The organism is Chthoniobacterales bacterium, from assembly GCA_035274845.1.
Lineage (GTDB): Bacteria > Verrucomicrobiota > Verrucomicrobiia > Chthoniobacterales > UBA10450 > AV80.
The window spans coordinates 41521-68207 of the sequence record DATENU010000010.1 but is presented as its reverse complement, the minus strand read 5'-3'; the positions used below and the strand labels follow the sequence as shown (position 1 = coordinate 68207).

The window sequence follows — 26687 nt, the reverse complement described above, 5'->3', positions numbered from 1 at the left end:
TCGCTCAAAACCGGCAGACGACGATAGGTGTCTGGTCAGGGTCGCCTCTGATTTCGGTCCGGGTCCCGCACATTTCGCGTTCAACATTGCCGATCCATTGCTGGCGTGGTCCGGAACTGTCCGCCGAGAAAATCGCGAGCCGGGTCGGCGCCATCTTCTTCGCGGCGTCCGTCAGTTTTCGCGCTTCGGCCGGATCGAGAAATTCTCTCGAGATAGGGACAATCCGGAGGTTCGGAAAGCGTTTCGCGCGGTAGACCTCAAGCGCTGTCCCGGGATTACCCCACTGCGCATCGGTAAAGATAATTCCGGGCCCTCTCTCCTTTTCCAGCATCGCCACGATTTCTTTTACGCCAAAGCCGGTTGACCAGCTCTTGAGGTAATTGGCGCGAGCCCATGCTGACCTTCGGTTGATGTAATCCCCCGCGGAAATGCTCATCCGGATGTCCTGGTAGCCCCAAAAGCCGAAGGTAAGCACCGCGCAAAGCAGTAGCGCCCGGCGAAGCAGCTCTCCCTTCCTCGTCTGGGTGAATTGACCGACGAGGACAATCATTCTCGCCAGGAGAGGCAAGAGTGCCGTGATCACGGCGGTGTTGAAGAGATATTCGTTAAAGCCGCGGAGTAGAAATGTGATTCCAATTCCGCCCACCACGCACATGATGAGAAGGGTCAGTTCCGCAAGATTCCTTCTCCGGAGTGCGAACCAACAAGAAACGCAAAAGAGCGCGACTGCGATCCAGGAATAGAACGAGCCGATGTAGTCGGCGACCAGGACCAAATTCGCGCGCCAAGTATCGATGGGGAGATTGAACAGCTCTCGAAGCGACAAGACCCAGCGGCTATTAAAGTGCTCCCGGGCGGCGTTGAACTCCGACGGAAGCACTGCATTCGCAGCAAGGCGGCAACAAACAATCACCGCGATAATCAGGAGGACATTCCTGGCGAACTCCCTCCAGTTCCGCTCGCCGCCAGATTGTCTTGTGGATTTGTCTTCCTTCGTAACGTCTTCCCTGTCCCGCAATCGCGCGAAGGGCAGGAAAATCGAGACAACCAGGAGCAAGAACCCCGACTGTTTGAAGAGAAGAAGTGCCGTTCCCAATAATGTTGCGACCAGCGCCCAAACCCAAGCCGGCTTGCCTGGCTTGATTAGTTTCAAGACCGCCCAATAAAACAGTGGCGCCGCCGAAAACAGGAAAGTCTCCGCCGTGAACTGGTTGTTGTGGAACAGCACAGTGGGGCAAAGCACGTAAAGAAACGCGGCAAAAACGCCCTCCCTTTCGCTGAACAGCTCCTTCGAGAAGAAGTAGGAACCGAAAAGTCCCGCGATTGAGGCGAGGCACGCAACAAGGCGGCCGGCGACGAGAGGATCGTTTCCCCATCCGACGAACGGCGCCGCCATCCAATATTGAAGCGGTGGTTTCCAGTCGGTGAACTCGCCGTTCATCGAGACGAATTTATTCTTTTCCCAATCTTCGTGAATTTTCTGGGAATACTGCAGGTAAATGGCCTCGTCGTTGAAGATGGGAAAGGCAGTCAGGGTTAAAAGACGGGTGAAAAGGAAAAGCCCGAGCGCGACGAAGAGTGCTGTGCGCCACCGATCCGCGATCAGCCCTGGCCGGGTCACGGTAGTTGAAGCTCGTAAAGGTAAGGGGCGCGCTGGACGAACTTGAAACGCTGCTGAAGCTGATTCAGGACTCCGGCATCCGCTTCGCCCACAAAAGTGGAATCGAGAAAAATCGGGGTGCCGGAAGCGGCCTGGGCGACGAGTGCGTCCAGTTGTTCGCTGGCGACAAATTTGACGGCCTCAACCGCTCCACCGCGGAGCAGAGCCCCCAGCCGGCTATTGCGCCAGTCGAGCCGGGAAGGATTGGGAAGATCGACGCGCTGCCTAACCAGTAATTTCGAGGCGTACTCCACGTATCGCGAAATCGGCACAATCCGTCGTGACGATCCATGCCCCGCCAGGCGTTCCAGGTATACCGGCTCAATTGCGGAAATAACGATCGCATTGTCCGGGGTGTGCGCCCGGACTCGCTCCGCAGCCAGCCGGCGATGCGGCACGGGCTCGGGCACGGCAATTCGAGATCCAATGGCAAGCAGGAGCAACGCAGGCAACAACCACTTCAGGAGCAGCGTTGTGCGGGGACGGAATAGCAAACCCAACATTCCACCTGCCAGCACCGCGGCGCCCGCAAACATGGGGATGTGGAAACGGTCGCCGGGAAAAAAGTAAAAAAGATGAAAGAGCAGGATCGGCCCCGTGGTAAGAACGAGAAACGTCAGTCCATCCTGAAAAGTCCGGCCAGAGGATGCGAGGGCGGCGCGTTCCCGTTTTCGCACGATGAGCCAGGCGACAATTCCGACGGCCAAAAGATATGGAAACACCGAATGCCCGAGCAGCCACAGATTCATTTTAAGATAGGAAAACGAAAATATGAGCGACGGATAATCCATCGGTATCGAGGCCCAAAATTTGTAACCATTGCGCAAAGGCGATCCGAAGGTGGTCGCGTTGTAGGCGAGGGTGACGGCGGCCGCGACGACCATCGGCAAGAGCAAAACGACGGTAGCGCGAATAAACTTCTGCCGGGCGCGGAGGATTTCGAGCAGGAAGGGAAAAAGCATCGCGGCAAAAACCGGCCGGAACAGCGTCGCGAACGCGATAAGGGCGCCCGCCCCAAAATAGAGTGAGATCGATTGGGGACCTGCTCGAAGCCGTAGATAAAGGAGGCAGGTGGCGAGCATCAGGGCGGTTCCCGGCACGTCCGTCATCACCTGAGTCGCCCACATCCCGTATGAGGGGAGGAGGAGGACGGCGAGCCCCGCCAGGATCCCGCCTGCGGCGGCCCCGAGACGCTTACCTATTGCCCAGGCAAAGCCGACGCCCGCCACGGCCATCAGCGTTACCGGGAGGATGGCATTACCGGGGTCATGGCCGAACAATACGTAAGCCGGCAAAATGGCGAGCACCGGAAACCAGGGCGGATACCGGGGCGGCAGCGGCCGTCCTTCCACGATGATCTTGTAGTCACCGGTCTCGAGGAATTGGAGCGGTGCGAGGGCATATTCGACTGTATCCGGCGGGACCTCGAGGTTCGACGCGCTGTACGGGGTGCGGTAGAGCCAGACCGTGGCAATTAGGAGCAGAAGGAGCAGGGGAGCCCACTCTGTCAGCTTGCCGCGCGAGAAGGAATTATGGCTGGGAACGTCGTTCAATATCTTCCTTGAGCTGGCGATATTCAGTTCGATCGGGTTCACGCTCCAAGGCATGAGCCAAAGCAATTCTGGCACCTTCCAGGTTGCCGAGGGCAAGTTCGGCCCTGGCCAGCAGGAAATGGGTTTTGCCGTTTTTTGGTTCCTGCTCCAACGCCTTAAGAAAGTAAACTTTTGCCTCCGCCGGACGGTGATCGTCCAGCGCTATCACACCAAGGTTATTCAAGGCGCTCTTGTGCGCCGGGTCGATCCGCAGCGCCGCCTGATAGAACGAGATTGCCTCGGTTTGATTGCCCTGCGCGAGGCGGAGGTTTCCCAGAGCCAGGTTTGTTTCGGGATTGTCGGGGACATAGAAGCGGGCGCGCTGCAATTGCTCTTCCGCGCGCTTGAAGTCGCCGGATTCGAGGGCCTGCCGGCCCAAATCATAAGGCTGGACGGCCCAGAGCGTGGGATCGTTTCGTGGAAGGGTTATCACGAGAGCGGCGCCGGCCAGCACGATAAGGTAAGATGCAATGCGCTGGTAGCGCCCGAGCGCGAAGCCCTCCCATAGATCTTTTAACCCGCAGACGGCCAGAACGAGAAGTCCGGGGACAACGGCCAGGCGATAACGTTCGGTGACGAAGACTGGAAGGACCGCGGCCATGTGGAGGAGAATGGCGGCAGCTATCCAGCGGGTGGCGGGGCGCGCGCGCAAGGAGAAGAAAAGTCCCGGTATGGCCAGGGCCGCCACGATCGCGAAGTGCGGGCCCGGGAAGAGGACGCGGTTCTCACACAAGTTCGCGATCACGCTCAAATCATCATATTCGAATCCATTCCAAAAGTTCCCGATCTTGCGTGCCATCAGTTTCACCCAGGCGCCGGTATTGCTGGAGATGTAGGCCCGGGCCTTCGCCGACCAGAATTGAGAGACTTCGGAGCGCTTCAAGGTCCTTCCCGCAGCCGATTCGGCCTGGTCAATCGAATCGCGCAGCATGTTGGCTTGCCCGGCATGCAATCCGGGAAAATGAGGATAACCGGTAGCCTCGGGATTATTGCCGAGCCAGAAATTGATTCCTCCGTGCGCGGAAAGAAAGACCGGATCGCGAGCGACAAAACAATTGTGAAGCCAGCATGGTGAAGTCCCGGCCCCGATGCCGGTCAGAAAGAGGGCAATCGCCGCCAGGCGCACCGGCAGGGGCGACGGGGCTGTAGCCGAAGCGCGCGCCTTGGACAGGAGAGCGGCGAAAACCAGCGGGATGAGGAAAAGAATGGTCGCAACCGCCATTGCCGTAACCCCAATGATAATTCCAAGGCCGAAAAAGCCCCAGGGGGAGGGCGCTTGGTCTCTCTTGATGATCTGCCAAACCACGAACCAGAAGGCAAAGACGAACCAAGACGTCGGCATCAGAATGACCGAATAGGCCTGGGCCGGAACGAAGAAAGCCCAGCCAGCGGCGGCCAGGAGGCCAGCCACTGAGGCCGGTTCCCAGATCGTTGGTCGGCTCGCCGGGCCGCCGGCCTCGTTTTCGTCCGGTTTCGCGGGGCCCACCGCCCGGACCGTGATTTTGAAAATCAGGGTGGCAGTCCCCGCGTCAAGGCAGGCCTGAAGGAAGCCGGGAACAAAAGGGCTGTAACCGAGGACTTTGTAAAGGAACGCGAGGAGATACGCGTAGAGGGGAAGGCCGTAAAAGGCGAGGTGATCGGTCAGCCGGCCATGGGAGATCTGTTGCGCCCATTGATCGTAGAAATGCATGTCGCTGCCGCTCGGCAGCAGGAAGGGGGATGAGGTCAGGCGGAGCAGGGCGATTAGCCGGAGCAGAAAGACAAAGGCGAAGACGCCGTGAGTGAGCCGAAGCGAAGCAGACAGGACCCTCCGGAGAATAGGCGCCTTGGGCATGTCACTCCGCCCCGAATGCCGCCGCCCCGCCCTGGGAAGGGAGTCCAGAAATTGTAAAAAGCGGAGTCATTGGCACCAACGCTGCTTTATCGAGGCGCATATCCGCGGTCGGTATCGTGGATCGCAGTCAAACAAACAAGAGATAAAAAGAAAGCAAACAACATGTTAAACAAACTCAACAAACGCCGCGGGGGTTTCACCCTCGTGGAAATCATGATCGTAGTGGCGATCATCGCTTTGCTGGCGGCGATTGCGGTGCCCGGGTTCCTCCGTGCTCGTAAGCGCTCACAGGCAAGCCGCATTATCAACGATCTGCGCCTGATCGACTCCGCCGTCGACCAATACGCAATCGAAACCAACCGCTCCAGCGGCTTTTCCGTCAACACGGTCGACTGGACCAACTACCTCAAGGCCGGAACGGTCCTCTATTTGACCGGCAAAGACATCCTGGGCAACTCGTACGGCCGCCAGGGAGTCGACTCCCTGCCGAAGGTCCCAACCGCCAGTTACAATGCGTTGTCCGATGTGACCGACTCAACGTTCTGGTCGCCTTACAACTAAGAATCTGACGATTCATTCTCCTGTCATTGTCGCGTAGCGGGAGTGGCAGGGAATGAGTTGTGAGAACAAGACTAAATAGTCCTGCCACTCGCTTCTCGCACTAGATAATAACAAACAAGAAAGACTCCTTAGTATGTTAAGAAAACTCACGACGAAACGCGCCGGCTTTACGCTGGTGGAAATCATGATCGTGGTGGCAATCATCGCATTGCTGGCCGCGATCGCAGTCCCTGGATTCCTTCGCGCTCGCAAGCGCTCCCAGGCTTCCAAGATCATCAACGATCTTCGTCTGGTTGACGCAGCGGTCGACCAGTATGCCATCGAGCGTGGCAAGAAAACCGATGATGCGGTCTTGGTCACCGATTGGACGGCATACGTGAAGAAGGACACCAACCTCTACCTGACTGGTAAGGACCTTCTCGGCCATGACTTCGGCGACCAAACCGTCGATACCATTCCGAAAGTGCCGCAAGCCTCCTTTGACGTGTTGTCAGATGTGGCTGATGCCACCTTCTGGTCCCCGTACTCGCCCTAAGCGCCGGCGACTTGAAATGTTAAGAGCGTCCTTTCGGAAACGGAAGGGCGCTCTTGCGCTTTAATAGTTCCTGCACTCGCTCGGGATGAACACTCAACACCCACACCCAGCCACTGCTTCTCCGCAAAGATCGCGCTCGTTGAGCCGCGTTTTCGCCCGTTACCTCCGCGCCGATTGGCTGCATTATACAATCGTTTTTGTCGTCGGATTTCTGGTCCGGGCCCGCGGCCTGACCGGCCAACGGATCTGGGACGACCAGTACCTTTCGTTGGCGAATCCTTTTATCAAGAGCCCTCTCCTGATCCTGGAAAGCTTTCGACATTACCTTTTTCTGGAGTCGTATTCCAGCCATTACCGTCCCGTTCAGAATATCTCCTACCTCTTCGATTACTTCTTTTGGAACACCGACCCGTACGGCTACCATCTCACTAACGTTTTGCTCCACGCGGGCAGCGGAGTGTTGCTCTATTTTCTGCTCCGAAAACTGTTAACGTCCCTCTGGCTGCGCGACACGCCGGTCGCCGTTCGTGAGCGTCTTCAAAAGCGGGTGCCGGGATTTTCCATCGCCGCTTTCTTCATCGCGTTGCTTTGGAGTGTCCACCCTGTGCACAGTGCGGCGGTCGATTACATTTCCGGTCGCGCTGACAGCCTGGCTTTCCTCTTGGCCGCCGCGGGATGGCTATTTGTCTTCCGGGGACGGGCTGGCAAAAAAGCGGCCACCCGCTGGATATGGTTTGGCGCGGCGGCGTTTTCCGGTTTGCTGGCGCTTCTATCCCGGGAAATCGCGTGTGTGTGGCTGGCTCTTTTCCTTGGGCACATTTTCTTTGTGGAGAAAAATCTGAACCGGCGCGCGCGGCTTGCCGCGGTCGCAGTGTGCGTTTTACTCGTGGCGATCTATGCGGGAATGCGGCAACTGCCGGTGGCTCGTTCTCACCCAGCGACCACGGGCTCGGGTGCTGCGGTCCAAATGACTTTGATGGCCCGCTCGCTTGGCGATTACACCCGGCTCATGTTCTTTCCGAGCAACTTGCACATGGAGCGGACCATCCTGGACGCAACCGGTTTCCGGGATAATGCCAGTTGGCGTAACGCCATTGGGACTGAATATCTTTCTCTGCTCGGCCTGGGCGCGCTCGCCGCGCTGATCGGCGGTTGTTTGCACCGCGGGAAAGGCCAGAGCCTTCGAATTTTCGGCGCGGTTTGGTTCTTCGCCGGTTACCTTCCGATCTCTAACCTTATCCCGCTGAACGCGACGGTTGCGGAACATTGGCTCTATTTGCCAAGCGTTGGCTTCCTGATTTTTCTCGGGGGATGCGTGGTCGAACTGCCGCCCCGTTTTCGACGAACTTCCATTGCCTTCGCCTGCCTGGCGCTGATCGGTTTGAGCGCTCGAAGCCTGGTTCGAAGCACCGACTGGGCCGATGAAGAGACGTTTTATACCCGCACGATCGCGGCCGGCGGGTCAAGTACGCGCGCGGCGGTGAATCTGGCCGAGGTGTATTCGAGCAAGGGCAATTTGAAAGGGGCGGAGCGGGTTTTCCGGCGGGTGCTTGAACTGACGCCTGATTATCCGATGGCCCGCAACAATCTTGCTAATTTGCTTCACAAACAGGGCCGAAAGGCCGAGGCGGAAGCGTTGTTCGATTCATCGGCCAAAGCCGCCGTAGAGACCCGCAAGGATTATCCCGGCACCTGGGTGGCCGCGATCAATCTCGCTCATCTCAAGCGGGCCGAAGGCGATCTAGCCGGGACGCTAAAAATACTTGAGCAAGCGCGGCGAGATTATCCGGAGACGTGGGAAGTTATCCGTTTTCAGGCCGATGTCCTTCGGACCAGCCAGGAGCCGGAGGCTGCGATGCAATTAGTAAAAGATTTTGCGGGGAAGAACTGGTGGCACTACGAAGCTTCGGTCGCTCTCGGCCGTTTGTATGCGGAGGAGGGGGATGCGGAAAACGCCGCCGCGGCCTGGCGACATGCCAGCTGGCTGGACGTGCACGATGCCGAGTCGCTCAACCTGATTGCAGGAATGCGTCTCCGGCAAAATCGCCTCGAGGAAGCGTTCAAGATTCAGCAGCGCGCCATCGCCCGGCAACCGGATCAGCCCCGACAGTATCGGATGCTCTCGGATATTCTCACAAAAATGGGCCGGGCCGACGAAGCGCGCGCAGCCCTCGCCCAGGTCACGCAGATGGAGTCGTTCGCGCACTCCCAGCCGCAGATTAATTGAGGTCGGGCGCCTTCCGGTGTTCGCCGAGTTGAGTTTTCGAAGATGAACGAACCCGAGTGTTCACTTGGCAGGAAAACGGTGCTCGGCCGGCTGCTCCGTTATACCGAGCAGCAGTGGATTCGTTGTCTCCTGCTTTTGGGCTTTGGGGTCGCCGCCCGTTTCCCTGCCCTCCAGGGGCAATGGATCTGGGACGATAATTCCCTCGTCCGAGACAATCCCTTAATCAGGAGCCCGCTCCTGATTCTGGAAAGCTTCCGCCATTTTCTTTCCTCGGAATCCGCGCACTATCGGCCAATCCAGACCATTTCGTATTCGTTCGATTATCTTGTCTGGAACGCAGACATCTACGGGTATCACCTGTCCAATCTCTTCTGGCATGTCGGCAGCGGGATTCTGCTTTATTTCTTGCTGCTAAGGTTGCTCGAGCCATTCCAGAAACGTTGGTCTGAGCGGGAAACGGGCGCCGGGATACCCGATGAAAGCAGGTTCTTATCGGCCGCCGCTTTCCTCGTTGCGTTGCTTTGGATTGTTCATCCCGTGCATAGCGCAGCGGTCGACTACATTTCCGGTCGGGCGGATAGCCTGGCTTTCTTCTTCGCCTGCAGCGCCTGGCTACTTTTCCTGCGTGCCCGGAGCGCTCGATCTTTTTCATTTCGCGCCCTAGGCAACATCACGGCCGCCCTCCTGGCTTTCGTCGCGCTTTGCTCCCGGGAAAGCGCTTGCATTTGGATGCTGCTCTTTCTTTTTCATCTGTTCGCTTTCGACCGATTCTCCACCCGGGGCGCCAAGGCTCTTGTTCTGGCAATCTGTCTTGGACTCGTGGCGGCCTATGCAGGTTTGCGGCAGTTGCCCTCAAGGAATTCTTCCAGTCCGGCGGGTGCGATCGATTCGCCAACGCCGGGCCGCGCTTTGCTGATGGTCCGTGCGCTAGGTGATTATGGGCGACTCATGCTGGTTCCTTCGAATCTCCATGTGGAACGCACGCTTCTCTCGCCCGCGGACATCGGGCCGAGTGAAGGTTGGCGGCAAGCCATTCAAAGGGAATATCTGTCGCTGATTGGGATCCTGACGGCTACCGCCCTGTTGTATGGCGCCTTGCGTAAAGGAAAGGCGCAAGGCATCCGCGCGCTCGGGGCCATCTGGTTTGTGCTCGCCTTCCTGCCCATCTCAAACCTCTTCGAGCTTAACGCGACCGTTGCGGAGCATTGGCTTTACTTGCCGAGCGTTGGTTTCCTCCTCTTCATCCTGGGCTGCTGTCCGGAATTGCCGGCGCGGGGGCGACAAATCCTGCTGGGCACCGCCTGTGCGGCGGTTCTGGCGTTGAGCGCTCGCAGCTTCGTCCGAAGCGGCGATTGGATGAGCCCGGAAATCTTTTATCGTCATTCTTTGCGCGCGGGCTCGGCGAAAACCCGCATGGCTTTGAATCTCGGCCAGATCTATGCAGGCCGCGGAGACTACGCAAAGGCCGAACCTCTCCTTCGGAAAGTCGTCGAGATGAGCCCTAATTACCCGATGGGCTGGAATGCGCTCGGGCACCTGCTCGTCAGCGAGGGGAAACAAAAAGAAGCAGAGGAAATCTTTGCTCGCGCGATCGCGCTGGGCCAGCGCGCGGGGCATGATCAACCACGAACCTGGATCGCGGCGCTGAATGTCGCTTCCATGCATTACAGCCAGAAGGACGTCCCGGATGCGCTCATGGTTCTGGACAAAGCTCGCGCCGATTACCCCGGCACCTGGGCCTTGATTAGTTTTGAAGCCGAGATGTTGAGGGAATCGAATGCTCCGGACGCTGCGCTGCCGTTCGTTAAGGAGTTCGCGGATGCGAATTGGTGGCATGCGGGCGCCTTCCTTGCCCTTGGCCAACTGTACGCGGACAAGGGCGACGTCGAAAAAGCAGAAGCAGCGTTTCGGCACGCGAGCCGGCTGGATGTTCACGACGTGGAATCGCTCAATCGAATCGCGCTCCTGGACGTGCGGCAAAACCGTCTCCAGGATGCGTACGAAGTTCAGCAGCGCGCTATTTCGCGCCAGCCCGACCATCCGCGGCAATACCTCCTGCTCTCCGATATTCTCGAAAGGATGGGCCGGACGGATGAGGCGCGGGCCGCGCTTGCCCAGGTCCACCTTCTCCAGGCGATTGCTCAATCCCAGCCCGCCGCCCAAAGCACCCTCGAGCCGAACTAGAGTTGGCGAGATTCGCGGTCCCGCTCCGGCATGATAATTTGCCGGCCATGGAAATCATCGTGCTCGGTGCCGGCGCCATCGGCAGCTTGTATGGAGCAAAGCTCGCCGCCTCCAACGACGTCACTTTGGTTGGGCGCGCCGATCATGTGGCCGCGGTAAATGAGCATGGACTGAGGATAGAAGGCATCGAGCCGCAGATCGTGCGAATTCGCGCCGCGACGGCGATCGATCAAATAGGCGCTAATGCGTTGATTCTCTTAACCACAAAAGTCCCGGACAGCTCCGCAGCGCTCTCGCCGATTGCGCCGCTCGTCCACGACGACACCACGATTCTCTGTCTCCAGAACGGCCTCGGCAGCGAGGAGATTGCGCGGGCGGCCTTGGGGGATCGCGGAACGGTGTTGCGCGGCTTTACGCAACTGGGCGCGATTTTCACAGGGCCTGGCGTGATCCACTACATGGCTCCCGGTTACACCCTCATCGAGCAGCATCCCCGAAGCGACGCCGTGGCCAGTGCGCTCAACGCCGCGGGCCTCGATTGCCGGATCTCACCGGACATCGCTCGCGACATCTGGTACAAGCTCGTTTTGAACTGCGTGGTTAACCCGATCACGGCCGTGCTGGGCTGCGAAGTAGGCGGAATTGCCAACCCAGGGCTCGATCGGCTGAAACAACTCGTGATCGACGAGTGCCTCGCTGTCGCGGCGACTCAAGGACTGACCTTCGACGTTAATTTCCTGCGAGAAATCGCGGAGATCTTCGGGTCATCGCGCAACATCGCGTCGATGCTGCAGGATCTGCGGCGCGGCCACCCCACGGAAATCGATTACATGAACGGCGCGGTTGCCGCCCTGGGGGCAAGGCATGGCGTGCCGTGCCCCGTCAATGCAGCCCTCACCTCCATCATCAAGAAAATGGAAGCAAACCCGCGCTCATTGCTCCCAGAGAAAGTGCTCGAGGCGAAGCCGGCTTAACCGCGATTTCGCTTCGTCGCTGCGCGCACCGCCAGCGGAGGCGAGCTTTTGGTAAACGACCGCGGCCGGTTCCCAGTGCGACTCATCCTCCAGCAAACGCGCCGCGTTGAAGCCGGCCTTGTAATACCAAAAAAATTCGCGCTGTGGGCGATCCGGACGCGTTTCGTTTTCGATGATTTTGTAAAAGGTGGCGAGCGCATTTTCCCGGTCGCCGAGTTTCTCCAGGCAAATGCCTTTCTTGAACAGGGCCTGATTACGCCAATGCGGCGGAGCGTCTTTCTGGGCGGCGAGCTGGTCGTAAACGTCGATCGCGCGCTTGTAGTTTTCGTGATCGGCCTCGCCTGATTCGTAGAAGATGTCGCCCCGGCCGCAGAGCGCTTCCCGTTTCTCCTCGGGTTTCGCGTTCCCCTGCAAAACTTCCCCGTAAAGGGTGGCGGCATCCTGGGGCTTATCCAGTTTGCGCTCTATCACCGCCTGTTCGTTCCGCGCGGCCCATTTCAGTTCGCCGTTCTTTTTCACAACCTCGTCAAAAAGAACCAGAGCGCGATCGAGCGATTGGGCGGCCATGCTCTGGATAGCGGATTTCGCGGCGAAAAACAGGGCCCTTTCCGTAAACGCGCCACCCGGATTTTCCTGGGCCAGGGTTTGAAACTGCGTCTGGGCATTCGGAAAATCCTGCTGACGGTAATAGGTCTCGGCCAATTTCATCCGGACGTCGGGAACGAAATGTGAGTTCGGATATTTTCGGAGGAACTCGCCCGCGGCACCGATGACCTTCGCCGGGTCCTGGTTTGGCCCGGCGTCTTCAATCCAGATGGCAAGATAATCCGCTCGTTCGGACGTGCTGGGGCTTGGCTCACTCTTTTGGGCACGCGCCAGGTGTTTCCGGGCCTCGTCGACCCGCGGGGGAGCGCCATGAAATGCCAGCTCGGCCAGGGCCAGCGATGCTTCCGCCGCGCGTTTGTGCCGCGGAAAGTCTTTCAGAAAAGCCTCCAGCGTTGCCGTGGCTTTCTTGTTTCCCTGCGCCGCCTGGGTAAGGCCTTCCTCGAGCAGGAGATCGCCCCGCGTTTCCGCGTCTCCGCCGTTTTGGGACAACTCCTGCGCGACCGTGTCGAACCGGCCATCATCTCCTAATTGGAGCCAGGCCAGCGAGGCATTGAAGAGCGAATCACGCGCCAGTAACGGCGAGGCGTGGGCCACCTGCTCGAATGTTCGTGCCGCTGCCTCGAAGTGTTTGGCGTAATACTGGGCGTGCCCCTGGAGCTGGGTGATTCGATCCAGCCAGTCCGGCGCCGGCCGGAGCGCTATCGCGTCGTTTAGAATTGCCAGTGCTTCGTCAAACCGGTGGTCTTCGATTTTCAATTGGGCGTATTCAAACAAGCCTTCAGCCATGGCCGGTAAGGGCGCGCGTTCATCGCGGAGCTTCTCGAAGGCTCGCAAGGCACCTTCATGGCGCCCGGCCCGTCCCTCGCTGCGAGCGAGATACCATTGCGCCAGGGCTCTCCGTGGTTGAACGGGATCGCTCGCCCATCGGCTCAGCTCCTGGCTCGAAGGCTGCCGTTCGGCGCGATACAGCTCATCGAGTTTTTCAAACACGGTCGGTAATGCCGGATCGGCTGGATGATGCTCGACAAAATCTTCGAGAGCATCGTCTCCAGCTTCTGGCGTTTCCCGGCGCAGGTTCGAATCCGCGATGGCACAGAGGGTTGCGATCAGCACTTCGCGGCTCGTTCCCTCGGGACTTCGAAGGATCGTTTGGAAAAGCTCGATCGCTCTTTCGTGGTGATCGAGTTGAGCCTCGATCCGCCCCTGCAGATAGCGTTTCTCCTTTTTCCCCGAAAGCGCGACTGGTCTTGTCTTATCGAGCAACCGGCGCGCGCCGGCAGCGTCTTGTTTTTCGAGCAGCAATTCGACCGAACGCAGCTGCGCCCGGCTGTTCCATTGTGGATTGGAAAAAAGATTGCCAAATAATTGCAACGCCTCGTCCGGGCGATGCAATGCCCGGAGGGCCTCCGCCTGTCCAAAGAGGGCCATTGCCTGAAGAGATGATGCGGATTGGGCGGCCACTCGCTGATACAGCGGGAGAGCCTCCGTCCAGCGCTGCAGACTGGCCAGGGCCTGCGCACGCCAGAGCGCAACTGCCACGAGATCCTGCAAACTTGGATCCTCCAGGATTTGCAAAGCCTTTTCGGCCTCGCCGGCTGCGAGCAATGCTTCGCCCAATCTTACCGTGACCGTTTTCCTGTCGGCAGGAGAGAGCTCGCCTTCCAGAACTTCACGCAGCCGAAGGACCGCCACCTGCGGCACCCCTTCGTCCAAAGGCTGGACGGCGTCGGCGAGGTCTGCCGGCTCGCCCTTCGCAAATGGAGCCAGCAGCAAACTGACCGCGAAGACCGCGCCCAGCATGCTCTGTCGTTCGGTCCTGGAACTCTTCCTCATCTTTTAAGCAACGGTTTCAAATATCGCCCCGTGTAACTTCCGCCCGTCTCCGCGATCTTCTCCGGCGTCCCCGTCCCGACGATTTCACCTCCGTGATCGCCGCCCTCTGGTCCGAGGTCAATAATCCAATCGGCGCATTTGATCATCTCGAGATTGTGTTCGATCACCACCAGGGTATTGCCGGCGTCCCTCAGTTTCATCAAGACCTGGAGCAATTTTTCGATATCCGCGAAATGGAGACCGGTGGTGGGCTCATCGAGAATGTAGATGGTTCGCCCGGTTGCGCGTTTCGCGAGCTCGGTCGCGAGCTTGACCCGCTGCGCTTCCCCGCCCGAGAGCGTCGTTGCCGCCTGTCCGAGCCGGAGGTATCCGAGACCCACGTCCAGCAATGCCACCAGTCGATCGGACACCGAGGGGACATTCCGGAAAAAGCGTGCGGCTTCATCCACCGTCAGGTCGAGCACGTCCGCGATATTTTTCCCCTTAAAGGTGATTTCGAGCGTCTCGCGATTGTAACGCTGGCCGCGACAGACCTCGCATTCGACGTAAACATCCGGCAAAAAATGCATCTCAATCTTGATTAATCCCCCGCCTTCACAATTCTCGCATCGTCCGCCTTTGACATTGAAGCTGAACCGGCCGGCATCGTATCCGCGGACGCGGGCCGCCGGCAGCTGGCTGAACAATTCGCGGATCGGGGTGAATGCTCCGGTGTAGGTGATTGGGTTGGAACGGGGCGTTCGTCCGATCGCGCTTTGGTCGATCACGATCGCCTTATCGAGCTGGTCCAGGCCCCGCAGGGCGGCATATTTCCCCGGTTTGTCCTTGGAGTTGTAGAAGTGCCGGAAGAGCGCGCGCCGCAGAATATCGTCCACCAGGGTTGATTTGCCGCTTCCGGATACGCCCGTCACGCAGGTCAGTAGTCCGATCGGGAAAGAGGCAGTGACGTTTTTCAAATTATTCTCCGCCGCGCCGGCGACCGTCAGCCAGCCATCGCCGACCTGGGTAGAGCGCGGTTTCGTGCGCTCTCGAGGCACGGCGATTCGAGCCCGGCCCGAAAGGTAGTCGGCCGTTGGTGAATTCTTCGCGGTCAGGACTTCGGCCAACGTTCCCTGCGCCACGATCTCGCCCCCGCGCGGCCCGGCGCCCGGCCCGAGATCGAGAATGTGATCAGCCGCCCGGATCGTCTCTTCGTCGTGCTCCACCACGATGACCGAATTGCCGAGATCGCGCAGCCGGCAAAGGGTCGTGAGCAGCCGCGCATTGTCGCGTTGATGCAATCCGATGCTCGGCTCGTCCAGGACATATAGGACTCCGGCCAAGCCCGAGCCGATCTGTGTCGCCAGCCGGATCCTTTGCGCTTCGCCGCCGGAAAGCGTTCCGCTTTCCCGATTGAGCGAAAGATAATTCAGTCCCACTTCGACGAGAAATTGAAGCCGCGAATCGATCTCGCGGACGACGTCGATCACGATCTGTCGCTGTTGGTCCGTCAACGCGAGCTTCCGGATGTATTCCGCGGCCTGTTCGATCGTCAGCTCGCTGAATTGGTGGATGTTCAACTCGCGCCCGACTGAATCCTTGATCGTGACGGCAAGAATTTCCGGCTTCAGTCGGGCCCCGTGGCAGGTCTGGCAGGGGACCCGGGTCATGAACGCGCGAATCCGATTTCGGGTGAACTCGCTCTCCGTCTCCGCATACAGCCGCTCCATTTGAGGCACGAGGCCTTCGAAGGGCCGCGCGGTTTTCGGCGATTTCCCATTGCCGCCGACGTTGATTTGGATCGGCTCGTCGCCGGTCCCGAAGTAGAGCGCGTTCTTAAAACTATCCGGCAACTCCGCGAACGGGATCGTCTCGTCGACGCGGAAATGCTTCACGAGCGCGCTCTGCAGGTTGCGATAGTACACCAGCATCGGCTTCGTTCCGCGACGCCACGGCGTGATTGCTCCTTCCTTCAACGATTTTTCCGGGTCCGACATCAGCTCGGCATCGGGGACCAGCTGCGTTCCGAGCCCATGGCAAGCCGGACACGCGCCCAGATGACTGTTGAACGAAAAATGTTTCGGGGTCAGCTCGCCGAGCGAATAGTTGCTGTCCGCATTTCCGTAATCCGTCGTGTATCGAACGGTTTCCCATTCCCCCGTTTGAGTGTCGGATTGTCGTAAAACCACAATCCGGTTCCCGCCCCATCGCAGCGCCGTCTCCACGGAATCGGCCAACCGCGTCCGCACTCCTTCTCGAATCACCAGCCGGTCCACCACCGCTTCGATGGTGTGCCGGTCCGTCTTCTTGAGCCGAATCGGCTCTGGTCCTCCCAGTTCCGCGATTTCGCCATCAATCCGCATCCGGACAAACCCTTCCCGTTTTACCTTCTCGATTACATCCCGGAATTCTCCCTTTTGGTCTTGAATGAGAGGTGCCAGCAAAATGACCTTCGTCTCCGCGGGAGCGGCGAGGATCTGATCCACGATTTGCTGCGGGGTTTGCCGGTGAATCGCCTGGCCGGTTACCGGATCGTGCGGCTGGCCGACGGCCGAAAAAAGGACCCGGAGATAATCGAAAATTTCCGTCGTGGTCGCGATGGTCGAACGCGGATTGGCCCCGGCGCTCCTTTGCTCGATCGCGATCGCCGGCGAGAGCCCTTCGATAAAATCGACGTCCGGCTTCTCCATCTGGTCGAGAAATTGCCGGGCATAGGCCGAGAGGCTTTCCACATAGCGGCGTTGTCCTTCGGCATAAAGGGTATCGAAGGCCAGGGAAGACTTCCCCGACCCGCTTAAACCGGTGATGACGACCAGCTTTTCCCTAGGTATTTCGACGTAGAGATTCTTGAGATTGTGCTGGCGTGCACCGCTTATCTTGATAGTTTGCGCAGCCATCGGACGCCAAATGTCGAACCTGTCAGTTAAGCACAACCGTCCCCTTTCTCTAGCCAAATCGCCCCGATCATGAGTGAACCCGCGCGCAGCATTTCCCACGAAGAACTCGTCGAGTTGCAGAAAAAATTCAGCGAGATCAAACACGCCATTAACAACGCCCTCGCCGTGATGATGGCGCTTTCCGAGATGTCACAACGCCGCCCTGATTACTCGGAGAAGCTGGCGAGCACGGTGCTGACCAAGGCGCCGCAAATTGTCTCAAGCCTGCAGGAATTCACCCAGGCGTTGAATGAAAAAGCCGGCCCGAAGCCGGAAATCGTCCCGTAGCCCTTGGCAGCTGGAGGTGCGGATCGCTAGGGCGGGGGTCGAAGCGAGTCGACGATTTGGTTGAATCGCGCATGGTCGCGGAGCTTATCCCATCTCGGGTTGAGCGCGAGATCACCGTAGGATGGGCCGGCGGGTATTTTTGTTACTGCCTCCAACTGTTCGATGGCCAGATCACTCTCTCCCGTCCAGGCATAAACGACGGCCAGATTCGTCGCCCACATCGGTCCTTCCATTGCGTCTTTTTCCACGGGACGAAGAGCGAGTGCTTGTTTCGCTTCTCGAATCGCCTCCTCCTTGCGGCCGAGAGCGGCATCAATCCGTGCAATGGCGCTGAGACGGGCAGGATCCTCGGGTTCTTTTTCGACCGCGGCCTGAAAGAGCTCGCGAGCACTGGTGAATGCTGTCCGGGCCTGCTCACTGTCTTGTTGGGCGTGGGAAATTAAGGCCTCGAACCAGACCTTGGGACAATAGGGTCCTTTCAACGAATCCGGAACGTTCGGCGCGCCCTCCGAGATGAAGCGCCTGGCCCCATCGTAGTCACGCAGATATAACGCTGCCGTGAAGCGATAGTAGGTCCCGTACGGGGTAGCGCTCGTACCTGGCGGACCGTATTCGAAGAACGGAAGGACACTCCTCGGGGTGCCGCGAGCGAAGTAGCAATCCGCGAGCTTGGCGTAAATAACGAGGGCGTCTTGAGGAATCGTCGAAAGAGCGCCCTTTAAGAGCTGTTCCATTTCCTTGTAGAGCCGCAGTTCCAAATACGTATCCGCCAAGGCTCGGGTGATTTCCCCATTGCGGGGGTCGAGGTCGTTTGCCCGCCGCAGATCCCGGAGCGCGGCGGCCCAGCGGTTCTGCCGTCGCTCGATCAAACCCGCCAGCGTAAGAACCTCGGTGTCGTTAGGTAAGAGATGGCGGGCCAGCTCGAGTTCGCCGCGGGCGGAGTCATATCCCCTGTAAGCAATGTAATGGTAGCGCGCGAGGGCTAGATGCGTTTCCCCGAGATCAGGTCCCAGGCGGACGGCCGAATCCACGGCGTGCTTCGCCAGAGCGAGCCGCGTGGGAGTATGGTCCAAATCATTCCAATATAAATTTTCATGGGCGCGGGCAAGGTGGCAATAGGCCAGCACAAATGAAGGGTCCCGCTCGGTAGCTTCATTGAGGAGATCGACAGCTTTCTTTATGTTCGCGGCTGCGTCCTTCGAGCCAATCGCTCCCGCGATAAGTCCCATCGCGCCCATGTACAAATCGTAGGCCGCTACATTGATCGTCGGGCGTTTTGTCAGCGTCGCCTTTTCGGTGGGGGAAAGTTTCGCCCGCAGTTGGTCTGCTATGGCCTGCGATAATTCCGCCTGGGCGTCGAACACGTCCGCGATATCGCGATCGTATTGCTCCGCCCACAGTTGAGTGCCGGTTTGCGCATCGGTTAAGTGAGCGCTGATCCGGACATGTCCATTAACTCGGCGGACGCTCCCCTCGAGGACGTGCCGCACTCCCAACGCGCGGGCAATCTCATTGAGCTTGCGGGACGGGCCCGGCTTGTAATCGCGCACACTTCTGCGGCTAATCACTTTTAGGTCCGCTACAGTCGCGAGCCTGGTCAGAATATCGTCGTGAATGCCGGCGGCGAAAAATACATCGTCCGGAGCGGAGCTAAGGTTTTCGAAGGGAAGCACTGCCAGGCTTTTTTCCGGGGGTGGAATTTCAGGCGGAGTAAAGGCATCTTGGCGGATCACCAATCCGGCGACCGCTCCGATGAGGAGCAGACACGCGCTTGCTGCCGTAGCCAGCAGCGGATTGCGCCGCGACCAGCGCCAAATGCGGGCAGGAGCGAGGACCGGCCGGGCGAGAATCGGCCGGCCAGCCAGCCAGCGTTCGAGGTCGTCTGCCAGGTTGCCGGCGGACTCATAACGCGCCCTTGGATCGCGCTCCAGGCAATGCGCGACGATGGTCTCCAAGTCTCGATCGAGCGACGGCGCCAGCGAGCGTAATCGGGGTGCGTCCGTGGCTCCGGCTTGCCGAATGACCGAGATGGCATTTTCTCCTACGAAGGGTGGTCGGCGCACGAGGAGGAAGAACAGGAGCGCGCCCAGACTGTAAATATCCGCCGCTGGCGTTAACCTGGCGGCGGCGCCTTCGACCTGTTCGGGCGCGATGAAACCGGGCGTCCCAAAGGCGGTGAGTGTCCGGGTGAGGTCGCTGCATCCATCCAGCCATTTCGCCAGGCCGAAATCGCTGATCATCGGTTCCCCTCGTGCATCGAGGAGGATGTTGCCCGGTTGGAGATCGCGATGAAGAATCCCGCGATGGTGAGCGTGCTCAAGCGCGCGCGCTACCCTGGCCATCAGTTGGACACACTCCCTCGGTTTGGAGGAAAGGGCGGGCGCCGCGGCCCGCAAGCTCCCACCTACGGCCAGTTTCATGCTGAAGAAGGGAACGCCTTCATCGCTCTCACTCACCTCGTAGATTGGAAGAATATTCGGATGATCGAGGCTGGCGGCTGTTTCCGCTTCGCGACGAAAGCGGACGAGCGTCTCATGCGACTCCGCTTCGTAACTCAGCATGCGTTTCACCGCCACGATGCGCCGGGAGTGCCGCTGTTTTGCCCGATAAATCACGCCCATGCCGCCGCGGCCGATCTCTTCCAGAATCTCGTAATTGCCCAGACGCCATTCCTTGTCCGGCAGGTCCACTTCCGCGAGCACGCTTTCGAAGACCTCGCTGGAGGCTTCGCCCTTCGCTGCCAATCCTTCCAGCAGTAGACAACTGAGACAGGTTCCTTGATCCAGCCGGGTGTCAGCGCCGCATCGGTCGCAAATTGCGGGATGTTCCGCCGTGCTCTTGCCCGGCGCGGAGTCGCCAAGCAGATTCTTCATCAAGGTTGTTCCATTCCGGCGGCGAGCGCCGCGCAGAGGTACCGAATCTCGGCATCCACGTCGGCAGGATTTGCGACCGTATGAGCGACCTCATCGCGGAGGAGCCATCGGTAACGCTCGCGAAGATTGTGCAGTTGTTTTTTGATCGCGCTCTCAGCCACTCCCAGGCTTGCCGCGAGATCGGCATAAGACACATCAGTGCGCTCAGCCGTCAAATGGCTGCTCAATGCGTCGAAAAGACGGCGACGACCCTTCGCTTCGCATTCCTCGCCCAGCCGTCGCAGGGCGTGCTCCACCACCGTCGCGGCCCAGCGAAGGTCGAACAGTCTTTCCGCGGGCAAGGTCTCTAGCGTTTGAGGAGGAATGGACAACCGGGAAGGAGCTTCTACCATCCACTCATCCCACGAAATAAACTGAACGTCCCCACCCCGCTTGAGCGCCTGCTTTTTCTCCCGCGCATGATTCAGCGAATTCTGAAGCGACTTGAGAAGGAACGACCTGAAACGGCCGCGGCTTTCGTCCGCGTGCTGGAGCCAGTCGGTTTCCAGGATCATTAGGAAGAAGTCCTGCGTCAGGTCCTGCGCGTCCTGCGGAGAATATCCTCCGCGGCAAACAAAGGAGAAAACAGGTCGCCAATAGATCCGGCAAAGCTCGGCCAGCGCCGCCTGCGTCTTGGCGGAGTCACCATTCGAATTCACGCCCGAAAGGATCAGGCTCCAGCGCGTGGTAAGGAAGATGCGCGGCTCTTCCGAGTTCTTTGATCTTGGAGGGGCGGTGTTCAACCGGGGGATCGTAGTCATTTTTCCGCCGTTCGACAAGCGTAGAAAACAAGCCGCCGCCGCTGGGCCGGTCTCTCGAAAACCTGCGCGGCGAAATAGGCCGGAACTTCCCGATCCGGTTCCGCTAGTAACTGCCGAACAGCAATCCACGAACCCCAAAACCCATCCTTATGAAAACCAACCCGTCCACTCGATTCCCGAAAACAACTCGCCCTAGAACGAATCATCAAAACTTCGCAGCGCTGCGGAGGTTTCGCGGCGTCCTCTTTCTTCTGCTTCTGGCCGCACTTCTCGCTCTCACGGGAGCGTCCAGCCTTGCGGCTGCGACTTGGAATGCCAACCAGGTCCTACATGGCGGTAATGTTTCCTCGTCGTCCGGAGTACCCTGGGACTACGATATTCAACCCTCTCCGCTCCCGCCGAATCCGATTACCATCGGATCGCTCGGTCACATAGCGTATGGCATTCAGGACCCGGCCGGAAACACCACTCCGGTATCGCTCACCATAACAACGCCGGCCGGATTTCATGTTACTGGAGGGTTCTGTGTCAGGTTCTTCGGGCCCTCGAATCCACCGAATAACCCCACTAACCTTGGTTCAGGCTGCAATCTCACGCCCGGCGCGTCGGTCCATAATATCGCCGTTGGCGTTTTAAACAAGAACGACAAGGTGATCGTCATCATCAATGGATATTTCGATCAAGCCGGCTCGCAAGCGGCGACATTTGCTCCCAGCGGGCCCGGCACCCAGCCCCAAAACTTAAACTGGAGTGTTTACGCGTCGAACCTCCCGGTCGACATAACGCTTACTAAGGAAGAGAAACCGAAGACAACGGGGACATTTGGCTCGTCGGCCACCGTCCCGATTTGGCCGACCGCCGGTACGGTTACCTACAAACTTAAAGTAAAGAATCAATCCACCCCGGATCTAATGTATCATACAACGGATGTCTATCTCGGCCAGTTGCTCCGCCTTAACGACACCGTCAGCACTCCGGGGGGAGTGCAAGACGTGAATCTCGGCATCAATATTAGTAACTTTCAGTGCACGAAATCGACTGGCTCGGTCGACTGTCCAGGGGCTATCTCGGACTCATTTGGGCTGGGCTATAATCAACCTCACAATTTGCCGATGATAACTTATCCCGCGCTTTCTCCCGGATTACTTCCGGCTGGCGAATGGTTCGAGATCACATTCGACGCGACGATCACGAATGGCTCCCAGTGCTCGGCCAATAATAATAACAAATTGCTGAACCAGGCGTTCCTGACTTTCTCCAATGGAACAACAACTGTCCAGGATACCAACGCGTCGAATAATACGTCGGGCATTGCCACCACCTATTTGCAGTTACCCGGGCTTCCGACCACGTGCGCCCCAATAGGCACGGTTAATGTCAGCAAAACCGTCCAGACCGTCGGCTCCTGGACCTCAGGTACGCCTTTCATCTACGCGATTACGGTAACCAATCCTTCGAATTCAACCCTTGCCGGACTGACCTTAACGGATTGGGTCGGGAATAATGGAACCCCCCCGTTCACAGCGACTCCCAACAACATCGCATGTGCCCCGGCCGTCAGTTGCGGGGCGCCGACGACTTACACGCCGGTCGTGAGCTCCGGAAGCTCGGGCACGCTGTTCTCGATGCCACTTACGCTTGGGCCTAACGCCTCGGTAACAATCAAGTATAAAGTGCAGTACTCCGCGGCCTGCGCCAGCACATCCACGGCGGGTGCCATTTGGAACTACGCCTACGTCGGCGGTCCTGCTACCGGAAGCGCCTACGTGTCGAACGCGATGCCGTCGCTTCCCATTTGCCAACTCCAGGTAACGAAGGTGGAAAACCCGGTTTCGCCACCGATAGCGTCTTATCCGGCGACCCTTAAGTACGTCTTAACGTATAAGAACAATTCCTCGGGGCCGATTACGGTCCGGACGCTGATTGACGCCATGTCACTGGATTCTCCGCTCTACGCCACCTCCATGGATATCACCTATTCCTACACCTGTGCCAACAATGGCGTAAGCAATGTTACGTCCCCGCTGAGTTATACCTCGCCCTCCTCGGGGCCTAATATCCAGCCGAGAAATCCTCTCTGGTCGGGCACGAGGTTAATTGATTTCTCCAATCCGACAGGGATGGTTTTCTCGGCCGGTGCCAGCCTGACCTTTAACCTTACTGTAACTCTGAATCAGCCGCCGACCGGCGACGCTCTGTGTCAGAATTCCGGCATCACCAATGTGGTCAATACCGCATTCATGGACCCGAGTTATCCCTACAATACGAATCTGTCTCAGGTGCCGGCGTTCTTTGCCAAGGTGACGAAGGCGCTGCCCAAATGCGTTTCTATCGTGGTCGGGAAGAGCGGCCCCACGACCGCTTACGGCGGCGGCCCCGTTACGTTCACCCTGACGGTGAAAAACGCCGGGAGCGACACGAGTCCAGCGGGGATGAAATTAATCGATACCATGAGCAGTTTTGTGAGTCCGTTTGCTAATCCATTCAGCATCACCGGAGCCGGAGGATCGGGAGGTTTCACCGGAAATGTGCTGAACTTCACCCTCGCCGCAATCCCAGGGGGCGGTACAACCTCGTTCCAAGTTAGCGCTACCGCGCCGGTGGTGACTCAGCCCACGCCGCTTTGCAACACCGCTGACGTGCGGATCGCTCCTGGCGGCACGACCCCGTCCTATCTCCCGCCACTCACCTTCTTCGAAGGAAACCAGACAGCGCTGACAACGGCGCAAGCCTGCATTCAAATTGTGCCGCCGCCGCCGCCGACCCTCGTTAAGAAATTCTCGCCGGCCGTCATCTCTCTTGGTCAACCCGTGGACGTCGTGTTCACCTTGACGAATGCAGCCGGCTCGCCAGCGCAGACCGGGCTGAGTTTTGCCGATGCGTTGCCGAATCCTCCTTTCCCCTCACCGGGGACCACTGGAACCGTTACGAACACGTGCGGGGGCACTGCCAACGTTAACTTCAATGTCGTCGGCCTGCACAATGGTGCACTCCCTGCCGGCCCGTCCAGCTGCACGGTGACCTATCATATGTCCCCGCCCACCAAGTGCGGCATTTTCCATAACACCGCCGAGAATATTCATGAGCCCCATGGCCTCGACTTTAGCCATCTCAGCGCCGACCTCGAAGTGAAGTGTAAGCCCACGATGGAGAAGAGCTTTAGTCCCGCGGTTATCAATCTCGGGCAACCGGTCAACGTTGTCATCACGCTCACCAATCCGCCTTCCAGCCCGGCCCAGACCGGCCTCGTCTTTTTTGACAACTTACCCTCGCCTCCCTTCACCGGCGGGGCGGTCGTAAGCAATACCTGTGGCGGAAGCGCAAACGTCAGCACGACAGGGACCATTTCCCTGACGGGTGGCTCTCTGCCCCCAGGTCCCTCGAGTTGTAGCGTGACCTATACTATGAAACCGCCCACCAAGTGCGGGAGTTTTCAGAACACTGCGCACAATATCGAAAAATCGAACCTCGATTTCTCTCACCTCGCAGCGAACCTCAACGTGAAATGCGAGGAACCCGTCAAGGGCGAGATCAGGAAGGTAGCCGTGGGGGTGCCGGCGAACTATGCGGGACAGTTCAAGTTCAATGTCAGTTGTTCGCCGCCGGGAAGTGGCCCGGTGACGAGCGTGGACACAGTTTCATTTGCCATCTCCGATCCTCTCCAATCCTACAAGGGCGGCACGAAGGCGAAGATTAAGACGGTGGGGTTTGGGCCCTTTCCTCCCGGAACCATCTGCACGGTCACCGAGGTCCCGCCGACGCCTCCAGGGCATTGCGCTTGGTTGGCTCCCGTGGTTAGCCCCGCGAATGGAAACGTCACCCTGACGGCTCCCGGTCCGGTGACGGTAACCGTGCTCAACCAATTGAGCTGCGGCACGGGCGGCGGAACCGTCTTTGACGGCGCCGGTCCATCGACAACTTTGCCTGATGCGTCGGTCTTCAGTACGCCGAGCCCGAGCCCGAGTCCGATCGTAACAGCTACACCGCCGAAAGACGCCCCGACACCGCCGAGACAGACGCCGACGCCATCGAAAGACTCGGCCACCTCGCCAAGGCCGCTCCCGACACGGGCGGCCAAGTCCGAAGTTGCCGCGCCCGCAATTAAAGGCGTGACTTCTTCCGCGAGCCCGACGCGGAACGGCCCGTTCCGCCCAAGTCCTACTCCGACTCCGGCCCCTGGTCGTTAGCACGTTTTCTGACCGCCGCAGTTCCCGGGATGGCGAAGCCGGGGATCGCGGGGGTCAGGCGCCCCAATATGGGTCCCCGCTTAGCTGCCCCACCGTACGGAAGAGAGAGGCGCTACGGCTGGGCCCTGAAGAGAACTTAGCCTTTGGGCGAAGCTGCCGGAGACACTGAAGTCGAAGCCGATGGGGCGGCGCTCGGCCGCGCTGAAGGCGCAGGACTGGTCGCCGGCGGCGCCGGGCTAGTCGTGGGCGGGACAACTCCAGCCGGGGAACTAGCCGGCTTTACCGACGAAGAAGGGGCGATTCCTGCCGGTGTCGGGCTCGTCCCCACAGCGGAAGGAGTGGCGGTCGAAGAAGCATCGGGACTTGGCGTCGCGGTGGGTGTCGCCGAAGTTGTTGCTACCGGAGGCGGCAGATTCTTCTTCACCCGCTCAGTCAGGTTGCTGGGCGAACTGCTCTTCTGCGCGTAGAGAATTGAAAGGGCGAAACAGAGCAGGAAAAAAATGGCGGCAAACCAGCCCGTTATTTTGGTCAGCACATTGGTCGTTTGAGCGCCGAAAATGTTTTCCGTGACCCCACCGCCAAAAGCAGCCCCAAGTCCTTCGCTTTTGGGACGTTGCATCAGGATCACAAGGATCATCAATATCGCGACAAAGATGAAGATTCCGGTCAGGATGTTAATGGCAAGGTCCATTGGGACGGGCAATATGGCTGGTCAGAGCGATTTGTAAATGGCAGGCCGAGCTTTCCCGCGACGTTGCCTTTCCGGACTGGCTACGGCGCCTTGCGCGCTTCGGCCTTATGCGGTTTCCAAATCCGGTCGAGCTCGTCCAAACCCACTTCACCGAGCTTTTGTCCGCGGGCTCGCAACTCGTCTTCGACGCGGCTAAACCGCGCCACGAACTTGTCAGTCGCATTTTGCAGGGCCGTTTCCGCGTCGAGGTTGACCTTGCGCGCCAGATTCACCACGGCAAAGAGAAGATCGCCAATCTCACCCGCCACTGCCTCCGGATTGCCTGACCCAATTGCTTCCTTGGTCTCGCCCAGCTCTTCGTCAACCTTGGCGATAACGTCGGAAAGCTCCGCCCAGTCGAAATTAACTCGCGCCGCCTTCTTTTGAGCTTTTTGGGCGCGCATCAGCGCGGGCAGCTCGGCTGGCAGGTCGGCCAGATAATGACCCCCGCCCGGCTCCTTCTCTTCACGCTTGATCGAGTCCCACTGTTTGATCACGCCAGCCGAGTCGCGGACATCGGTGTCCCCGAAAACATGCGGATGCCGCCGGATCAACTTGGCGGTCACATCCCGGAGCACTTCCTCGATATTGAAACGGCCGGTTTCGTTCGCGATTTCCGAGTGCATGACCGCCAGCAGAATTAGATCTCCCAGTTCTTCGCGGAGATTTTGATCATCGCGAGCCCGCACTGCAGTCGCGACTTCGTACGCTTCCTCGATCAGGCCGGGAAGGAGCGATTCATTCGTCTGCTCGCGGTCCCACGGACAGCCCCCGGGAGCGCGGAGTTGGGCGACGATGTCGCAGAGACGACGAAAGTGATCGGGGACAGGTGACTGGTGAACAGACTCAGCCATTGCGGGCGTTTGGGACCTATTCACTGATCACCGG

General features: G+C 59.0%; 16 protein-coding genes. 8 read left to right on the top strand and 8 right to left on the bottom strand.

Translation table 11 applies throughout. The annotated features are described in order from the left end of the window. Positions 1-4: 4 nt before the first annotated feature. The 3 genes from VJU77_05630 to VJU77_05620 are packed head-to-tail and all read right to left on the bottom strand — an operon-like array spanning position 5 to position 5086. Positions 5-1621, bottom strand: coding sequence for a glycosyltransferase family 39 protein (locus VJU77_05630; protein ID HKP02829.1), 1617 nt, complete (start codon positions 1619-1621; stop codon positions 5-7). Beyond that, the gene (locus tag VJU77_05625) at positions 1618-3213 is read right to left on the bottom strand and encodes a glycosyltransferase family 39 protein (protein ID HKP02828.1); all 1596 of its coding nucleotides are present in this window, start codon (positions 3211-3213) and stop codon (positions 1618-1620) included. The genes VJU77_05630 and VJU77_05625 overlap by 4 nt, the downstream gene beginning before the upstream one ends. Further along, positions 3191-5086 carry a tetratricopeptide repeat protein gene (locus tag VJU77_05620; protein HKP02827.1) on the bottom strand — a complete coding sequence of 632 codons (1896 nt, stop codon included), beginning with the start codon at positions 5084-5086 and terminating at the stop codon, positions 3191-3193. The genes VJU77_05625 and VJU77_05620 overlap by 23 nt, the downstream gene beginning before the upstream one ends. Positions 5087-5248: 162 nt before the next feature. On the opposite strand from VJU77_05620, the gene VJU77_05615 reads away from it, so the two are divergent. The 5 genes from VJU77_05615 (at position 5249) to VJU77_05595 (ending at position 11567) form a co-directional block, all read left to right on the top strand. After that, positions 5249-5647, top strand: a complete 399-nt coding sequence (locus VJU77_05615; protein HKP02826.1) for a prepilin-type N-terminal cleavage/methylation domain-containing protein — start codon at positions 5249-5251, stop codon at positions 5645-5647. A 133-nt stretch (positions 5648-5780) separates the two neighbouring features. After that, positions 5781-6182, top strand: coding sequence for a prepilin-type N-terminal cleavage/methylation domain-containing protein (locus VJU77_05610; GenBank protein ID HKP02825.1), 402 nt, complete (start codon positions 5781-5783; stop codon positions 6180-6182). Positions 6183-6321: 139 nt separating this feature from the next. After that, on the top strand, positions 6322-8409 hold the full coding sequence (locus tag VJU77_05605; protein HKP02824.1) for a tetratricopeptide repeat protein: 2088 nt from the start codon (positions 6322-6324) through the stop codon (positions 8407-8409). Between the two features lie 42 nt (positions 8410-8451). Continuing rightward, positions 8452-10593 (top strand): tetratricopeptide repeat protein, encoded by a 2142-nt coding sequence (locus VJU77_05600; GenBank protein ID HKP02823.1) that lies wholly within the window; start codon positions 8452-8454, stop codon positions 10591-10593. A gap of 47 nt (positions 10594-10640) precedes the next feature. Continuing rightward, positions 10641-11567, top strand: a complete 927-nt coding sequence (locus tag VJU77_05595) for a 2-dehydropantoate 2-reductase (protein ID HKP02822.1) — start codon at positions 10641-10643, stop codon at positions 11565-11567. Here VJU77_05595 and VJU77_05590 read toward each other — a convergent pair. Together VJU77_05590 and uvrA are read right to left on the bottom strand one after the other, a co-directional pair. After that, the gene (locus tag VJU77_05590) at positions 11526-14006 is read right to left on the bottom strand and encodes a tetratricopeptide repeat protein (GenBank protein ID HKP02821.1); all 2481 of its coding nucleotides are present in this window, start codon (positions 14004-14006) and stop codon (positions 11526-11528) included. The genes VJU77_05595 and VJU77_05590 overlap by 42 nt on opposite strands. Continuing rightward, positions 14003-16882 (bottom strand): excinuclease ABC subunit UvrA, encoded by a 2880-nt coding sequence (gene uvrA / locus VJU77_05585; protein HKP02820.1) that lies wholly within the window; start codon positions 16880-16882, stop codon positions 14003-14005. Before uvrA ends, VJU77_05590 begins: the two co-directional genes overlap by 4 nt. A gap of 69 nt (positions 16883-16951) precedes the next feature. Between uvrA and VJU77_05580 the strand changes: the two genes are divergently transcribed. Then, the gene (locus VJU77_05580) at positions 16952-17209 is read left to right on the top strand and encodes a hypothetical protein (GenBank protein ID HKP02819.1); all 258 of its coding nucleotides are present in this window, start codon (positions 16952-16954) and stop codon (positions 17207-17209) included. Between the two features lie 26 nt (positions 17210-17235). On the opposite strand, the gene VJU77_05575 is transcribed toward VJU77_05580, so the two are convergent. Further along, on the bottom strand, positions 17236-20082 hold the full coding sequence (locus VJU77_05575) for a protein kinase (protein HKP02818.1): 2847 nt from the start codon (positions 20080-20082) through the stop codon (positions 17236-17238). Then, a complete protein-coding gene (locus VJU77_05570; GenBank protein ID HKP02817.1) occupies positions 20082-20882 on the bottom strand; it encodes a sigma-70 family RNA polymerase sigma factor in 801 nt (266 codons plus the stop codon). The genes VJU77_05575 and VJU77_05570 overlap by 1 nt, the downstream gene beginning before the upstream one ends. Positions 20883-21031: 149 nt before the next feature. Here VJU77_05570 and VJU77_05565 point away from each other — a divergent pair, with 149 nt between their 5' ends. Continuing rightward, the gene (locus VJU77_05565) at positions 21032-25069 is read left to right on the top strand and encodes a DUF5979 domain-containing protein (protein HKP02816.1); all 4038 of its coding nucleotides are present in this window, start codon (positions 21032-21034) and stop codon (positions 25067-25069) included. A gap of 143 nt (positions 25070-25212) precedes the next feature. Next, positions 25213-25536: a hypothetical protein gene (locus VJU77_05560; protein ID HKP02815.1), complete on the top strand. Its 324-nt coding sequence runs from the start codon at positions 25213-25215 to the stop codon at positions 25534-25536. A 304-nt stretch (positions 25537-25840) separates the two neighbouring features. On the opposite strand, the gene mazG is transcribed toward VJU77_05560, so the two are convergent. After that, a complete protein-coding gene (gene mazG, locus VJU77_05555; protein ID HKP02814.1) occupies positions 25841-26653 on the bottom strand; it encodes a nucleoside triphosphate pyrophosphohydrolase in 813 nt (270 codons plus the stop codon). Positions 26654-26687 lie beyond the last annotated feature (34 nt).

Excerpts from the sequence above, each read along its gene's own strand:
- VJU77_05590 (HKP02821.1), bottom strand. The coding sequence starts at position 14,006 with ATGAGGAAGAGTTCCAGGACCGAACGACAGAGCATGCTGGGCGCGGTC.
- VJU77_05580 (HKP02819.1), top strand. The coding sequence starts at position 16,952 with ATGAGTGAACCCGCGCGCAGCATTTCCCACGAAGAACTCGTCGAGTTG.
- uvrA (HKP02820.1), bottom strand. The coding sequence starts at position 16,882 with ATGGCTGCGCAAACTATCAAGATAAGCGGTGCACGCCAGCACAATCTC.
- VJU77_05620 (HKP02827.1), bottom strand. The coding sequence starts at position 5,086 with ATGCCCAAGGCGCCTATTCTCCGGAGGGTCCTGTCTGCTTCGCTTCGG.
- VJU77_05575 (HKP02818.1), bottom strand. The coding sequence starts at position 20,082 with ATGAAGAATCTGCTTGGCGACTCCGCGCCGGGCAAGAGCACGGCGGAA.
- VJU77_05615 (HKP02826.1), top strand. The coding sequence starts at position 5,249 with ATGTTAAACAAACTCAACAAACGCCGCGGGGGTTTCACCCTCGTGGAA.
- VJU77_05595 (HKP02822.1), top strand. The coding sequence starts at position 10,641 with ATGGAAATCATCGTGCTCGGTGCCGGCGCCATCGGCAGCTTGTATGGA.
- VJU77_05600 (HKP02823.1), top strand. The coding sequence starts at position 8,452 with ATGAACGAACCCGAGTGTTCACTTGGCAGGAAAACGGTGCTCGGCCGG.
- mazG (HKP02814.1), bottom strand. The coding sequence starts at position 26,653 with ATGGCTGAGTCTGTTCACCAGTCACCTGTCCCCGATCACTTTCGTCGT.
- VJU77_05570 (HKP02817.1), bottom strand. The coding sequence starts at position 20,882 with ATGACTACGATCCCCCGGTTGAACACCGCCCCTCCAAGATCAAAGAAC.
- VJU77_05565 (HKP02816.1), top strand. The coding sequence starts at position 21,032 with ATGAAAACCAACCCGTCCACTCGATTCCCGAAAACAACTCGCCCTAGA.
- VJU77_05610 (HKP02825.1), top strand. The coding sequence starts at position 5,781 with ATGTTAAGAAAACTCACGACGAAACGCGCCGGCTTTACGCTGGTGGAA.